This is a genomic window from Pseudomaricurvus alkylphenolicus, from assembly GCF_011683955.1.
Taxonomy (GTDB): domain Bacteria; phylum Pseudomonadota; class Gammaproteobacteria; order Pseudomonadales; family Cellvibrionaceae; genus Pseudomaricurvus; species Pseudomaricurvus alkylphenolicus.
The window spans coordinates 82999-97640 of record NZ_JAAQPI010000020.1 but is presented as its reverse complement, the minus strand read 5'-3'; the positions used below and the strand labels follow the sequence as shown (position 1 = coordinate 97640).

Sequence of the window (14642 nt, the reverse complement as noted above, 5' to 3'; positions counted from 1 at the left end):
TCCCTGGGACTTTGAGTCCCCTGAAGGGCCGTTGAAGACTACGACGTTGATAGGCTGGGTGTGGAAGCGTTGTGAGGCGTTGAGCTAACCAGTACTAATTGCCCGTGAGGCTTGACCATATAACTGACGCAATTGGATGTTAAGCGCATCGACAGTTGCAGGACAGGCAAGAGTCAAAGAGAATACGCACCGATCATCAGTGCGAGATTGTGTTAACTGAAGTAACTTTACTATCCGCCAACCTATTTGGATCTCGTGCGGCCGGCTTAAGACAAGCCCTAAGACCAACCACGAACCAAGCCAGTTTGGCTGACGACCATAGAGCTTTTGAACCACCTGATCCCATCCCGAACTCAGAAGTGAAAAGAAGCATCGCCGATGGTAGTGTGGGGTTTCCCCATGTGAGAGTAGGTCATCGTCAGCCTCCAAACAAAATCCCTCGGCACGAAGTGTCGGGGGATTTTTTTTTTGGATACTAGGATCTAGTGTCTACTACAAAAGGGTCCATGTGACCTCCCCCATGTCTGTCCTTCAGTCCACCACCAGATATTTAAACAAAATGGTTTAAAAACCTGATAAAGAAGCCGCGCTTGATGCCAGACTGGCTAGCTAGTATCGACAGTACACAAAAAAGGGCGAGGTATTTCTACCTCGCCCTTCTGGGGAACGACAGATTTCCAACCGAGCTTCACCTCACATTGGATAACTTGAAATTGGGCTTTTTAGCTTCCCGATAGATCAAAGCAACCTTACCGATCTCCTGAACAATTTCGGAATCGGATTGTTTTACCATTTCCGCAATAACCTGTTTGCGAAGGTCACGATCGGCAATCACAAGTTTTACTTTGATCAGTTCATGGTCGTCGAGTGCTCGATTAAGCTCGCCCATAACGGTCTCACTCAGGCCGTTACCAGCAACGGTGACGACGGGCTTAAGGTTGTGTCCCAGTGTGCGATATTGCTTTTTACGGTCTGGGGTTAAAGGCATACAATGTCTCTTCTTTAAAACTTAGCAATTCCCTATTGTACCTCATGTTGGAGTGCCTGTTTGGTATGGCAAGGTCAAAAAGCAGCAAAGGCTGGTTGGACGAACATTTTAACGATCAGTATGTCAAACAGTCACAGAAGGATGGTTATCGATCTCGCGCCAGCTATAAGCTGGTTGAACTGGACAAGAAAGACAAACTGTTCCACAAGGGCATGACCGTTTTGGACTTGGGGGCGGCACCAGGCGGTTGGAGTCAGGTAGCAGCTCGTCATATTGGTGACAATGGTCGGGTGATTGCCTCTGACATCTTGCCGATGGATTCTCTGGCCGGGGTGGAGTTTGTGCAGGGGGATTTTACCGAGAATGATGTCTTCGAGAAGATCCTGGAGTTGCTGGGTGCCGACAAGGCAGACCTTGTAATCTCGGATATGGCCCCCAACATGAGTGGTGTATCTGACGTGGATCAGCCAAAGTCCATGTACCTGGTTGAACTGGCCCTGGATATGGCGCGTGAGACGCTTAAGACTGGCGGTAACTTTGCCGCCAAGGTGTTCCAGGGCGAGGGTTTTGATGCCTACGTAAAGGATGCCAGGACGTCTTTTAAGACCGTGGTGATCCGCAAGCCCGATTCCTCGCGAGCACGTTCACGAGAGGTGTATGTAGTAGGTAAGGGTTTTAAGGGCTGATTTACAGAATTTTACCTGGAAGCGAAAAGGGGCCATCGCCGAGGGTGGGTCTATAGCGCTATACTGGTAAGCAGTGGTATCGGTCAGAAGTGGGCTTTGCTCGCGCTATTTTTGGGAAACTCCCTATAGATCAATGACTTATACTGAATATCCTGATGACATGAGGGTGTCTTTTTGAACGATATGGCAAAAAATCTGGTGCTGTGGCTGGTAATAGCGGCAATTTTGCTGGCGGTATTCCAGAATTTTAATCCGCAAACCTCGCAGGAGTCGCTGACCTATACGGAGTTCGTTAACGAAGTTCAGTCCGAGCAGGTGAGGGAAATTACCGTAGACGGGTTGATCATCATAGGTACTCGTCACGATAACAGTCGCTTCGAGACGGTTCGTCCCCAGATCGCCGATGATCGTTTGATGGACGACCTTTTAAATCACAATGTCACCGTAAAAGGTCGTAAACCCGAGCAGCCAAGTCTGTGGCAGCAGCTGCTGGTCGCCAGCTTCCCCATTTTGTTGATCATTGTGGTGTTTATGTTCTTTATGCGCCAGATGCAGGGCGGCGCCGGTGGTAAAGGCGGCCCCATGAGCTTTGGTAAGAGCAAGGCACGCCTGCTTGGTGAGGATCAGATCAAAACCACCTTTGCTGATGTGGCCGGAGTTGATGAAGCCAAGGAGGAGGTTCAGGAGTTGGTCGAATACCTCCGTGATCCATCCAAATTTCAGCGTCTTGGCGGCAAGATCCCTCGCGGCGTGCTGATGGCGGGCCCCCCAGGTACAGGTAAGACGCTGCTGGCCAAGGCGATTGCCGGTGAGGCGAAGGTGCCGTTCTTCTCTATTTCCGGTTCAGACTTTGTGGAAATGTTTGTGGGGGTTGGTGCGTCCCGTGTCCGGGATATGTTCGATCAGGCCAAGAAGCAGGCTCCCTGCATTATCTTTATCGACGAAATTGACGCGGTGGGCCGTCATCGTGGCGGTGGTCACGGCGGTGGCCACGACGAGCGTGAACAGACATTGAACCAGCTGTTGGTAGAGATGGATGGTTTTGAAGGTAATGAGGGTATCATTGTTATTGCCGCAACCAACCGCCCGGATGTTCTGGATAAAGCGTTGTTGCGCCCAGGCCGTTTTGACCGTCAGGTGTTTGTGGGCCTGCCGGATATTCGCGGTCGTGAGCAGATCCTGAAAGTGCACATGCGCAAGGTTCCTCTGGACGAGAAAATCAAGGCTTCCATCATTGCCCGCGGTACTCCAGGCTTTTCAGGGGCCGATTTGGCCAACTTGGTTAACGAAGCTGCGCTGTTTGCGGCGCGCGCGAACAAGCGTCTGGTTACCATGGAGGAGTTTGAAAAAGCTCGCGACAAGATCATGATGGGTGCCGAGCGCAAGTCCATGGTGATGGGCGAGAAGGAAAAGGAAAACACAGCATACCACGAGGCTGGTCACGCTATCGTTGGCCGTCTGGTGCCCGAGCATGATCCTGTACACAAGGTTACTATTATCCCGCGCGGCAGGGCGCTGGGTGTGACGCAATTTCTGCCGGAGGATGATAAATACAGCCTCAGCAAGCGGGCGATTGAGTCTCAATTGTGCTCACTCTTTGGTGGGCGTATTGCTGAGGAGCTGACGCTTGGTTTCGAAGGGGTCACCACCGGTGCTCAGAATGATATCGAAAGGGCCACGAGCCTGGCTCGCAGTATGGTCACCAAGTGGGGCCTTTCTGAAAAGCTGGGCCCACTTCACTATGGCGAAGACGATGGTGGAATGACCGGTGTGGGAGGTCCGCCTAATTATTCAGGAGCGACGTCCAAAACGATCGATGAAGAGGTTCGCCGGATTGTTGATCACTGCTACAAGGAGGCATCACGCCTGCTGGAGGAAAATCGCGATATACTTGAAGCGATGAAGGATGCTTTGATGGAGTATGAAACCATTGATGCAGAGCAGGTGGATGATCTGATGGCGCGCCGCAAGGTTCGCCCGCCACGTGATTGGCACGATGGTGATTTCAACGGTCATATTCAGGAAGCCGACGAAGAGAAAACCTCCGGCGACGAAAGTAAATCAAGCCCTATTGGTGGACCAGCCAAACACCACTAATATCCTAATTGTATAAAGCGGGGTCCAGGTATTCTGGGCCCCGCTTTTTTATGTACAGGACGTACGGTATTCCGCGAGAGCCAAGGATGGCGGTAGCGGTTATGTACAGGACGTACGGTATTCCGCGAGAGCCAAGGATGGCGGTAGCGGTTTTGTCTTGGAAACCAGTCAAAGCGATGAGCAAAATGCAATTTGGCGCTAAAAGCCTGGATATCACCCGACCATTGGTGATGGGTATTCTCAATGTCACACCGGATTCTTTCTCAGATGGTGGGCAGTTATACGGCGATCAACGTGTTCTGCTGGACAGAGTCCTTGGCAGAGCCGCTAAAATGGTTGCCGAAGGTGCTGCGATTCTGGACATCGGAGGGGAATCTACCCGCCCTGGTGCAACCCCTGTTGGAACTCAGGAGGAGTTGGATCGAGTGGTGCCCGCCGTCGAGGTTATCCGAAAAGAACTCGATGTGGTGGTTTCTCTGGATACCAGCAGCCCGGAAGTGATTCGGGAGGGCGCCTCGATGGGAGCCGGGTTGATCAATGACGTGCGCGCCTTGGAGCGTCCAGGTGCACTGGAGGTTGCTGCTCAGACAGGCCTGCCAGTGTGTCTGATGCATATGAAAGGAAACCCTCGAACCATGCAGAATCAGCCCAGCTACCAGTCGGTGGTAGATGAGGTATTGGATTATCTGCGCAGTCGTGTCGATGCCGCGGTGGGTGCCGGGATTCCCAGATCTTCAATAATCATTGATCCCGGGTTTGGATTTGGGAAGTCCCGGGAGCACAACCTGGAGTTGCTGGCTCGTCTTTCCGAGCTGGAGTCCGAGGGGCTGCCGATACTCGCCGGGTTATCTCGCAAATCTCTGATTGGGCAGGTGCTTGGGCGTGACGTGGATCAACGACTGGCCGCAAGTTTGTCTTTGGCGTTGCTGGCGGCGCAGGCAGGTGCGAAAATCCTCCGCGTACATGATGTGGCTGAGACCTCCGATGTACTGAATATGTGGGCAGCGGTAAAAAATAATAGGGAGCGTGGTTATGGGGCGTAAGTATTTTGGCACCGATGGGATTCGGGGTCGGGTGGGTGAGGGCCCGATTACTCCGGAGTTTGTACTGCGTCTGGGGTGGGCGGCTGGCAAGGTTCTGGCTGACCGCTACGCCGGGCACAAGCAGATACTGATTGGCAAGGACACAAGGACATCGGGATACATGTTCGAATCAGCTCTGCAGGCCGGCTTAATCAGTGCAGGTGTGGATGTCGGATTGCTGGGGCCGATGCCAACGCCGGCGATTGCTTACCTTACCCGGACATTTCAGGCCCAGGCGGGTATTGTCATCAGTGCGTCGCACAACCCCTATTTTGACAACGGTATCAAGTTCTTCGGCGGCACCGGGGCCAAACTGCCGGATGAAATCGAGTATGCCATTGAGGCTCAGCTGGACGTTCCGATGGGAACAGAGGAAACCCTGGGCAAGGCGCGTCGAATTGAAGACGCAGCGGGGCGCTACATCGAGTTCTGCAAAGGCACCATGCCTTGGGGATTCAGTCTGAACGGGGTGAAGCTGGTACTCGATTGTGCCAATGGTGCGACTTACCACATCGCCCCGGCAGTATTCAGCGAGTTGGGAGCAGAGATTGATGTGATTGCCGCAGAGCCAAATGGCGAGAATATCAATTTCGAATGCGGCTCAACCAAGCCGGAAAGGCTACAGGCGAGGGTGCTGGAGTGCGGTGCCGATATGGGTATCGCCTTCGACGGCGATGGTGATCGGGTGGTGTTCGTTGACCATAAGGGTGAGGTGGTTGATGGCGACGAAATCCTCTATTTGATTGCCGCCTACCGACAGCGTTACGCAGGTGGCTGCTCCGGGGTCGTCGGCACGCTGATGAGTAATTTCGGATTTGAGTTGGCCCTGCAAAAGCTGGAAATACCCTTTGTACGCGCCAAAGTTGGGGATCGGTACGTGCTGGAGGCCATGCGCGAGCGAGACTGGATGCTCGGGGGTGAAAATTCCGGCCATATCGTTTGTAGTGATGTCACTACGACAGGTGATGGGATTGTGGCAGCCTTGCAGGTGTTGTTGGCGCTCTCCACAGATGGCGCACCCCTGAACGATTTGAAACAGGGGATGCGTAAGCTGCCCCAGAATATGATCAATGTGAAAGTCTCCGGCAAGGTGGATCTGGATAGCAACAAGGTTATTCAGGAGGCTGTGCAGGCAGCGGAGACGGAATTGGCTGGTTCCGGTCGTGTCCTGCTAAGGCCATCAGGAACCGAGCCGGTTGTTCGAGTGATGGTGGAAGGTGATCAGCCGCCGTTGGTGGCCCGTCTGAGTCAGGAGCTGGCGGATGTGGTTGCCGGTGCGCTGGGCTAGTATCCTGTCCGGCTAATCAGGTAAATAAAATTTCCAATCATCGTTATAAGGCGTTGTATCTTATGAATTTATCCGATACCATTTGCGCCCGTTTTGCCAAGAGCCCCCGGCAATATTGGCAGCGTATGGAGATAACGCTCTGCGTGTGTCATTGGGGATAGGACCTGAAAGCATGAGACAAGCCCTGGTCGTCGGAAATTGGAAAATGAATGGCAGTCTGGCTGCAAACAGTCAGCTGCTGGAGAGTTTTCTGGAGCGCTGGCAAGGTGAGCATCAGGTGGAAGTGGCGGTGTGTCCTCCCGCGATTTACCTGGCTCAAGTGAAGCAATTGGCAGGTGACGGTCTTCAGATTGGTGCCCAGGATGTCAGTCAGGCCGAATCCGGTGCATACACCGGTGAGGTATCGGCGAGCATGGTTGCGGATCTGGATTGCCGCTATGCGATTGTCGGGCATTCGGAGCGGCGTGAGTACCACTCCGAGACCAATGAGCTGGTGGCGGAGAAGTTTGCGGCAGCACAGCAGGCGGGCCTGGTGCCGATCCTCTGTGTGGGCGAGACTCTGGAGCAGAGGAATGCGAGCGAAACGCTCGATGTGATTGCTGAGCAGCTCAAAGCGGTGATCGATCGCGCAGGGTTGCAGGCTATGACTGACGCCGTTGTTGCCTATGAGCCCGTTTGGGCGATTGGTACCGGCTTGACGGCAACACCTGAGCAAGCCCAAGAGGTTCACGGTTTTATTCGTGAACAACTGGGTGATACCGGGGATGCGGTAAGAATTTTGTACGGCGGCAGCGTAAAGCCCGCCAATGCAGGCGAGCTTTTTGCGAAGCCTGACATTGATGGCGCACTGGTTGGCGGTGCGTCGTTGGCAAGTGAAGATTTCTATCAAATCTGCCTGGCGGCAGAATAAAGGTTAAGTGATGGAAAAAGTCATTCTGGTAGTGCACGTATTGACGGCGCTGGCGATTATTGGCTTGATCCTGTTGCAGCAGGGTAAAGGTGCGGAGGCCGGCGCTTCTTTTGGTGCCGGTGCGTCCCAGACTGTTTTTGGCAGTCAGGGGAGTGGCAACTTCTTTACTCGTGCAACGGCGATTCTGGCAACGGTGTTCTTTATCACCAGTTTTGGTTTGGCCATCGTGGCGAAGCAGCAGGCTGCTGTCAGTGCTACCGAGGGTCTGCCGATAACGGACGGTGCTATGCCGGCCGCTGTAGAGGCGGGTGCAGAGATTCCGGCAGCTGATGCCAGTGATGTGCCGGCACCAAGTGGCGATGAAAGCGACATACCGGCAGCTGATGTGCCCGTAGGTTCTGATTCATCTGACGTGCCGCAGTGACAACAAGTTTATGCCCAAGTGGTGGAATTGGTAGACACGCTATCTTGAGGGGGTAGTGGCGTAAGCCGTGCCGGTTCAAGTCCGGCCTTGGGCACCATATTAAGGAAGGGTCTCGCTGTGCGAGGCCCTTTTTTGTTTTCTCGGCCGGACTGCGTCCGCGTTCACTTGCCCCGTCCCTGAGGTGGCTTGGTGCCACCCTTTCAAGTTATTGATAAATAAACGTAATTTTCCCTGGAAAGGCTATTGACCATCCCTGAGTCGGTCCCTATAATACGCGGCCTTGGTTGAGGACGGGTTCTTCGCCAAGTTGTTGATGCGGGGTGGAGCAGTCTGGTAGCTCGTCGGGCTCATAACCCGAAGGTCGTTGGTTCAAATCCAGCCCCCGCTACCAAATTCAAAGGCTTGAGTTGATCTCTGGAATGTAAGGTGATCTATCTTTGGTCTTGCGCTACAATGGCGCAGTTGGAAAGCCCCTTTTAAGGGGCTTTTTCGTATGCGCTCGGTAGGGCGCAACCGGCTCCCGGAGGGGGCAGGCAAATGACTGTGCTTCTGCAGTCGCAGTATGATGGGCCTTGTGCCCATTTTTTGTTTGTACAGTGTGGTTGACTGTCATGGCTTCAAAACATGATCAATTAACAGAATTACTGGCGCCAGTGGTGCAGTCCTTGGGCTGTGAACTCTGGGGGCTGGAGTATTTCACCCAGGGGCGTCATAGCACCTTGCGTCTCTACATCGATCATCCTGACGGTGTGGGTCTGGAAGAGTGCGAGCGCGTCAGTCGCCAGGTCAGCAGCGTCATGGATGTTGAAGACCCAATTGCGGGTGAATATACCCTGGAAGTGTCTTCTCCTGGCATGGATAGGCCTCTCTATACCCTTGAACATTTTGCTCGCTATGCCGGGGAGCAGGTGTCGATCAAGCTGCGTTCCGCTTTTGAGGGTCGCAGAAAATTCTCCGGTGTATTGCGCGGCATTGAAGATGACGACGTGCTGGTGGTGGTGGATGACCATGAATATCTGCTGCCAATTGAACTAATCGAAAAAGCAAACATTATTCCCCGTTTTTAGGGATGCACCTGGTGCAGGTAAACGAGGCGTACTCATGAGTAAAGAAATTCTGCTGGTGGCTGATGCGGTCTCCAATGAAAAAGGCGTAGACAAGGGCATTATCTTTGAAGCCATTGAGCTGGCTCTCGCTGCGGCGACCAAAAAGCGCTACGACGAAGATGCCGATATTGAGGTGGAGATCGACCGCCGTACCGGGGACTATATAACGACCCGCCGTTGGGAGGTTGTTGACGATGACACCCTGGCGCTGCTCGGAACTCAGTTCACCCTGGAGGAAGCCCACGAAAAGGACGAAGGTCTGAAGGCCGGCGACGTATACTCCGAAGTGGTAGAGAACGTTGAGTTTGGCCGTATTGCGGCACAAACGGCCAAGCAGGTTATCGTACAAAAGGTCCGCGAGGCAGAGCGCGAGCAGATTGTTGAGCTCTACCGCGACCGCTTGGGCGAACTCATTAGCGGCACCGTGAAAAAAGTGACCCGCGACAGCATCATTGTCGATTTGGGCAACAATGCCGAAGGCCTTCTGCCTCGTGATCAGCTGGTTGGCCGTGAAGTGTTCCGCATGGGCGATCGTGTTCGCGCTCTGTTGCTGGATGTTCGCACCGAAATGCGTGGCCCTCAGTTGTACCTCAGCCGCGCCTGTCCGGAAATGCTGATCGAGCTGTTTAAGATTGAAGTTCCTGAAATTTCCGAACAGGTGATTGAGCTAAAGGCGGCTGCCCGAGATCCGGGTTCCCGCGCGAAAATTGCGGTTTACACCAACGATGGACGTATCGATCCGGTGGGCGCCTGCGTGGGCATGCGGGGTTCGCGAGTACAAGCGGTTTCCAATGAGCTGGGCGGCGAGCGCATCGATATCGTGCTCTGGGACGACAATGTGGCTCAGTTTGTGATTAACGCTATGGCCCCGGCAGAGATCGAGTCGATTGTCGTGGACGAGGATGCCGGGTCTATGGATGTGGCTGTGGATGAGGACAATCTCGCACAGGCAATTGGTCGCAGTGGACAAAACGTTCGTCTGGCCAGCGAACTGACCCGCTGGGAAATCAACGTCATGAGCGTCGAAGAGTGGCAGTCCAAACAGCAGGAAGAGTCTGGCAGCTACATCGAAACCTTTATGAATGCTCTGGACGTTGACGAGGACGTGGCTGAAGTTCTGGTAGAAGAAGGCTTTACCAGTCTGGAAGAAGTGGCTTATGTACCGCTTGAAGAAATGCTGGCGATTGAAGGTTTCGACGAGGAAATTGCCGAAGAGCTTCGCTCTCGTGCCAAGGATGCCCTGTTGACTCAGGCCCTGGCCTCTGAAGAGCAGCTGGAAAATGCCGAGCCTGCTGAAGACCTGCTCAACATGGAAGGCATGGACAAGCACCTGGCCTTTATTCTGGCCAGTCGCGGCATAGCCACAATGGATGATTTGGCCGAGCAGGCGGTAGATGATTTGTTGGATGTTGATGGCATCGATGAGGAACGCGCAGCAGCTTTGATCATGAAGGCGCGTGAACCTTGGTTCGCTGATGAACAGCAGGAAGGCGAGCAATAAGAGGATTGAGGATAGATCATGGCAGAAGTAACCGTAAGTGAGCTCGCCAAATCAGTAGGTGCGTCAGAAGAGCGCCTGCTGAAGCAAATGGCTGAGGCTGGTCTGAACCACAAGAGCGCGGATGCGCTGGTGTCGGACGAAGAAAAACAGACTTTGCTGGCCTTCCTGAAGACCAGTCACGGTGAATCAACAGAAGCACCGAAAAAAATTACCCTGAAGCGTAAAACCACGACTACCCTGAAGACTGGGAGTGGCAGTGGCCGCAAAACCGTTAATGTCGAAGTCCGCAAAAAGCGCACTTATGTTAAACGGGATGTGGAAGAGTCTGTGCAGGCGGAAGTGCCCGTTCCAGCGCCGGAGCCAGTAGTGGAAAGCGTGCCGGTTGAACCTGAACCCGTGGTGGAGCCGGAAGTGGTTGAAATTGTGGCGGAGGAGACCAAGGCTCCTGAGCCCGCGGTGGAGGTGCCGGTAGCACCTGCTCCAACCAGTTCCTTTGTTGATGACGCCGAGGAAAAGCGTCTTGCTGCCATGGCTGCTCGCCGCAAGGCTGAGGAAGAGGAAGCTCAGCGCAAGGCCGCCAAAGTCAAAGAAGTCGGTGCTAAGGCAGAGGCGGGCGAGGGAACCAAGAGTGAAGCGCAAATGCGTGCTGATGCTGAGGCAGCAGCTCTCAAGGCCAAGCAGGAAGAAGAAAAAGGCAAGCACGGCAAGAAGAAAGAGAAGCATGTCGCTGAGGCGGGCGATGATGACGATGCCGAGGGCGCGCACCGCAAGAAGGCGCCCAGAGTGGCGAAAAAATCCGGGCCCAAAAAGAGCAATCGCACTGCGTTGCTTAACGAGCTCGATGACGATGTGGATGCCGATGACGGTAGCGCCAGGCCCCGTAAGAGTGCTCGCCCCGCGATCAAGTTGGCTAACAAACACGGCTTCAAACGGCCGACAGGAAAGATCGTGCACGAAGTACAGATACCGGAAACTATCACCGTCTCCGACTTGGCGCAGCGTATGAGTGTCAAGGCTGGCGTGGTGGTTAAGACCCTGATGAAGATGGGTACTATGGCCACCATGAACCAGGCGCTTGATCAGGAAACCGCGCAACTTGTGGTTGAAGAGATGGGGCACACTGCGGTTATCGTCAGTGGTAACGAAGTCGAGGAAGCGCTGGAAGAATCCATCGTCTCTGATGGCGATATGCAGGCTCGAGCCCCCGTAGTTACTGTGATGGGTCACGTTGACCACGGTAAAACGTCTCTGCTGGACTATATCCGTAACACCAAGGTGGTTACCGGTGAGGCCGGTGGTATTACCCAGCACATTGGTGCCTACCGAGTGAAAACAGATAAGGGTGAAATCGCCTTCCTGGATACTCCAGGCCACGCGGCATTTACCTCAATGCGCGCACGTGGTGCCCAGTGTACTGACGTGGTTATTCTGGTGGTTGCCGCCGATGACGGCGTCATGCCGCAAACCGAGGAAGCGATTCAGCATGCCAGGGCCGCCGAGGTGCCTATTGTTGTCGCGGTTAACAAATGTGACAAAGAAGCCGCTGATCCTGACCGTGTGAAGAATGAGTTGGCCGCCAAGGAAGTGATCCCCGAGGATTGGGGCGGTGATGTGCAGTTTGTAAACGTCTCTGCACATACCGGTGAAGGTATTGACGAACTGCTTGAGGCCGTCTCGCTGCAGGCGGAACTGCTGGAGCTGGAAGCACCTGTAGGTATTCCTGCACGTGGTGTCGTGATCGAATCGCGCATGGATAAAGGCCGCGGTGTCGTCGCCACGGTTCTGGTTCAGGGCGGTGAACTCAGTCGCGGCGATATGCTGCTGGCCGGACAGAGTTACGGCCGGGTTCGTGCCATGACCGACGAGCGTGGCAAAACCGCCAAGCAGGCCGGACCATCCACTCCGGTGGAAATCCTGGGTCTGGATACCGCGCCGGATGCGGGCGAAGAGTTTGTGGTTGTGCCCAATGAGCGTAAAGCCCGAGAAGTGGCCGAGCACCGTGCCGAAAAAGCCCGTCAGGATCGTCAGCAGCGTCAGCAGGCGGCGAAGCTGGAAAACATGTTTGCCAATATGGGCAGCGCCGAGAAGAAGATTCTCCCGGTAGTTCTGAAGACCGACGTGCGCGGTTCGCTGGAAGCTATCCAGTCTGCACTTTTGGATATCGGCAACGAAGAAGTTCAGGTCAATGTGGTCGTATCCGGCGTTGGCGGTATTACTGAAAACGATATCAACCTGGCTCTGACCTCCGGTGCCATTGTCATCGGATTTAATGTTCGCGCCGATGGCAGTGCCCGTAAGCTGGCGGAGCAGGAGTCTGTCGAGATTCGCTATTACAGCATCATTTATCAGCTGTTGGACGAAGTGAAAGGCGCTCTGGCAGGTATGCTGGATCCCGAGCGGGTCGAAGAAATTGTCGGTATCGCCGATGTGCGTGAAGTGTTCCGTTCTCCGAAGTTCGGTCAGGTTGCCGGTTGTATGGTCACCGAGGGTACCGTATATCGCAACAAACCGATCCGTGTACTGCGCGACAACGTCGTTATTTTTGAAGGCGAGTTGGAGTCCCTGCGCCGCTTTAAGGACGATGTTAACGAAGTCCGCAACGGCACCGAGTGTGGTATCGGCGTGAAGGACTACGACGTTAAGGTCGGCGACCAGATCGAAGTCTTTGATGTGAAAGAGGTGGCACGCGAGCTCTAAGCGCGTGACCGTTTCTTAGAGGTAGTAACATGGCCAGAGAATTTAAACGAACGGACCGACTGGGCGACGCCATTCAGCGCATCCTGGCCCAGTTGATCCAGTTTGAGGTGCGCGATCCGCGCATCGGCATGGTCAATATCAACGACGTGGACGTCAGTCGCGACCTCGCCAGCGCGCGGGTATTTGTGACCTTTGTCGGCAAGGAGTCTGACGAAGACTGTGAAAAAGCCGCCGCAGCCCTGAACAAGGCCAGCGGCTTTCTGCGTTCCCATCTGGCAAAAGAGCTGGATATTCGAGTGACACCTCGCCTGACGTTCATCTATGACAAGACCTCCGTGCGGGGGCAGCAATTGTCACAGCTGATTGACCGGGCCGTGCGCGAAGATCGCGGCGAAGAGTGAAATAACGGAAGGTATCGGCTTGGGTCGTAGAAGAGCACGAGGGCGCCAGATAAGTGGCGTGTTGCTATTGAACAAATCCGCGGGCATGACCTCCAATGATGCCCTGCAGCAAGCCAAGCGCTTGTTTTATGTGGCCAAGGCAGGCCATACCGGCAGTCTCGACCCGCTGGCGACCGGGGTGTTGCCGCTGTGTTTTGGCGAGGCGACCAAGTTTTCCCAGTTTCTCTTGGATGCCGATAAACGCTATCGCACCACCTACCGGCTGGGTGCCTACACCACTACCGGCGATCTCGATGGAGAGCTGCTGGAGGAAGTGAGCGCCGCCGATATCACCGAAGCACAGGTCAAGGAAGCACTGAAGGCCTTCGAGGGTGACATCGAGCAGGTACCGCCGATGTACTCCGCTCTTAAGCACAATGGCGAGCCACTCTACAAGCTGGCACGCCAGGGAATCGAGATTGAGCGCGAGGCTCGCCCGGTAACCATCTATCATATAGAGATGCTGGATTTTCGTCCCGGCGAGCGGGCTGAGGTGGATCTGGATATACGCTGCAGCAAGGGCACCTATATTCGCTCCATTGCGGAAGATCTCGGTGAGATGTTGGGTTGCGGTGCCCATGTGGTCAAATTGCACCGCTCCGAATCCGGTCCCTTTGTGGAGGCCGATACCCTTACGCTGGATGAGTTGCGTGAGGAGCGAGGCGAAGAGCTTGCAGAGGTGCTGGATCATCATCTGCTGCCGACCGATGCGCCGGTACAGTCGCTGGCCTCATTGGCCCTGGCGGACAGCTCGGCCTATTATTTTCGCCAGGGTAACCCTGTGATGGACCCCCAGGTCTATCGCATTGGCGACGAAGGTGATATGGTTCGCGTCTTCGCCGAAGATGGTGAATTTTTGGGCGTTGGGGTGTTGGATGACGAAGGTCGTGTGGCACCCAAACGACTTGTGGTGAGACCCACCGCAGAAAATTAGACCATAGCGCTTGTCTATTAAGTCGCTAAGGTTTGATAGCTAGCCGTCCTGTAAATATGCACGGGGCTGGCTGGATTGATGTAAGGCATATTAACTTTGAGGAAAAGACTATGGCACTGAGTGCTGCTGAAAAAGCTGATATTGTAAAAGACTTTCAACAAGCTGAAGGTGATACCGGATCTCCGGAAGTGCAGGTTGCGCTGTTGACCCACAACATCAATAAGTTGCAAGGCCACTTCTCTGATCACAAGCAGGATCACCACTCACGCCGCGGCCTGATCCGCATGGTAAACCAGCGTCGTAAACTGCTGGATTACCTGAAGGGCAAGGACGTTAGTCGCTACGCCACACTGATCCAAAAGCTGGGTCTGCGTCGCTAAGTGACATAAAAGTGCCCGCAACCGCGGGCACTTTTATTTTAGCGCTTGTGTCCTCCTCATATTGAGGAACAACGCCGAGGATAGAATTCTCTGCAGGTCGCAGGAAGCG

Annotated in this window: 13 protein-coding genes, 2 tRNA genes and 2 rRNA genes; 16 read left to right on the top strand and 1 reads right to left on the bottom strand. The window is 54.3% G+C overall.

The features are described from left to right. Together HBA55_RS32175 and rrf are read left to right on the top strand one after the other, a co-directional pair. Positions 1-119 (top strand): 23S ribosomal RNA (locus HBA55_RS32175); the annotation flags it as partial. Positions 120-308: 189 nt separating this feature from the next. Then, a 5S ribosomal RNA gene (gene rrf / locus HBA55_RS32170) occupies positions 309-424 on the top strand. A 264-nt stretch (positions 425-688) separates the two neighbouring features. Here rrf and yhbY read toward each other — a convergent pair. Then, complete coding sequence (gene yhbY / locus HBA55_RS32165; protein ID WP_166999849.1) at positions 689-988, bottom strand: ribosome assembly RNA-binding protein YhbY; 300 nt, start codon at positions 986-988, stop codon at positions 689-691. A 65-nt stretch (positions 989-1053) separates the two neighbouring features. Here yhbY and rlmE point away from each other — a divergent pair, with 65 nt between their 5' ends. The 14 genes from rlmE (at position 1054) to rpsO (ending at position 14533) form a co-directional block, all read left to right on the top strand. After that, positions 1054-1674 (top strand): 23S rRNA (uridine(2552)-2'-O)-methyltransferase RlmE, encoded by a 621-nt coding sequence (gene rlmE / locus HBA55_RS32160; RefSeq protein WP_166999848.1) that lies wholly within the window; start codon positions 1054-1056, stop codon positions 1672-1674. A 183-nt stretch (positions 1675-1857) separates the two neighbouring features. Continuing rightward, the gene (gene ftsH / locus HBA55_RS32155) at positions 1858-3771 is read left to right on the top strand and encodes an ATP-dependent zinc metalloprotease FtsH (protein ID WP_166999855.1); all 1914 of its coding nucleotides are present in this window, start codon (positions 1858-1860) and stop codon (positions 3769-3771) included. 176 nt (positions 3772-3947) lie between these two features. Beyond that, positions 3948-4814 (top strand): dihydropteroate synthase, encoded by an 867-nt coding sequence (folP, locus tag HBA55_RS32150; RefSeq protein WP_476704295.1) that lies wholly within the window; start codon positions 3948-3950, stop codon positions 4812-4814. After that, the gene (gene glmM, locus HBA55_RS32145) at positions 4804-6141 is read left to right on the top strand and encodes a phosphoglucosamine mutase (protein WP_166999847.1); all 1338 of its coding nucleotides are present in this window, start codon (positions 4804-4806) and stop codon (positions 6139-6141) included. Before folP ends, glmM begins: the two co-directional genes overlap by 11 nt. A gap of 172 nt (positions 6142-6313) precedes the next feature. After that, positions 6314-7051 carry a triose-phosphate isomerase gene (tpiA, locus tag HBA55_RS32140; RefSeq protein WP_166999846.1) on the top strand — a complete coding sequence of 246 codons (738 nt, stop codon included), beginning with the start codon at positions 6314-6316 and terminating at the stop codon, positions 7049-7051. Between the two features lie 10 nt (positions 7052-7061). Next, complete coding sequence (gene secG / locus HBA55_RS32135; RefSeq protein ID WP_166999845.1) at positions 7062-7475, top strand: preprotein translocase subunit SecG; 414 nt, start codon at positions 7062-7064, stop codon at positions 7473-7475. Positions 7476-7487: 12 nt separating this feature from the next. Beyond that, positions 7488-7572, top strand: a tRNA-Leu gene (locus HBA55_RS32130). Positions 7573-7789: 217 nt separating this feature from the next. After that, a tRNA-Met gene (locus tag HBA55_RS32125) sits at positions 7790-7866 on the top strand. Positions 7867-8086: 220 nt separating this feature from the next. Further along, positions 8087-8542 (top strand): ribosome maturation factor RimP, encoded by a 456-nt coding sequence (gene rimP / locus HBA55_RS32120; RefSeq protein ID WP_166999844.1) that lies wholly within the window; start codon positions 8087-8089, stop codon positions 8540-8542. Positions 8543-8576: 34 nt separating this feature from the next. After that, the gene (nusA, locus tag HBA55_RS32115; protein ID WP_166999843.1) at positions 8577-10082 is read left to right on the top strand and encodes a transcription termination factor NusA; all 1506 of its coding nucleotides are present in this window, start codon (positions 8577-8579) and stop codon (positions 10080-10082) included. Between the two features lie 18 nt (positions 10083-10100). Further along, positions 10101-12779, top strand: a complete 2679-nt coding sequence (gene infB, locus HBA55_RS32110; protein WP_166999842.1) for a translation initiation factor IF-2 — start codon at positions 10101-10103, stop codon at positions 12777-12779. 29 nt (positions 12780-12808) lie between these two features. Further along, complete coding sequence (rbfA, locus tag HBA55_RS32105) at positions 12809-13180, top strand: 30S ribosome-binding factor RbfA (RefSeq protein WP_166999841.1); 372 nt, start codon at positions 12809-12811, stop codon at positions 13178-13180. Between the two features lie 19 nt (positions 13181-13199). Beyond that, on the top strand, positions 13200-14153 hold the full coding sequence (gene truB, locus HBA55_RS32100) for a tRNA pseudouridine(55) synthase TruB (RefSeq protein ID WP_166999840.1): 954 nt from the start codon (positions 13200-13202) through the stop codon (positions 14151-14153). A gap of 110 nt (positions 14154-14263) precedes the next feature. Then, a complete protein-coding gene (rpsO, locus tag HBA55_RS32095; protein ID WP_166999839.1) occupies positions 14264-14533 on the top strand; it encodes a 30S ribosomal protein S15 in 270 nt (89 codons plus the stop codon). Positions 14534-14642: the final 109 nt, after the last annotated feature.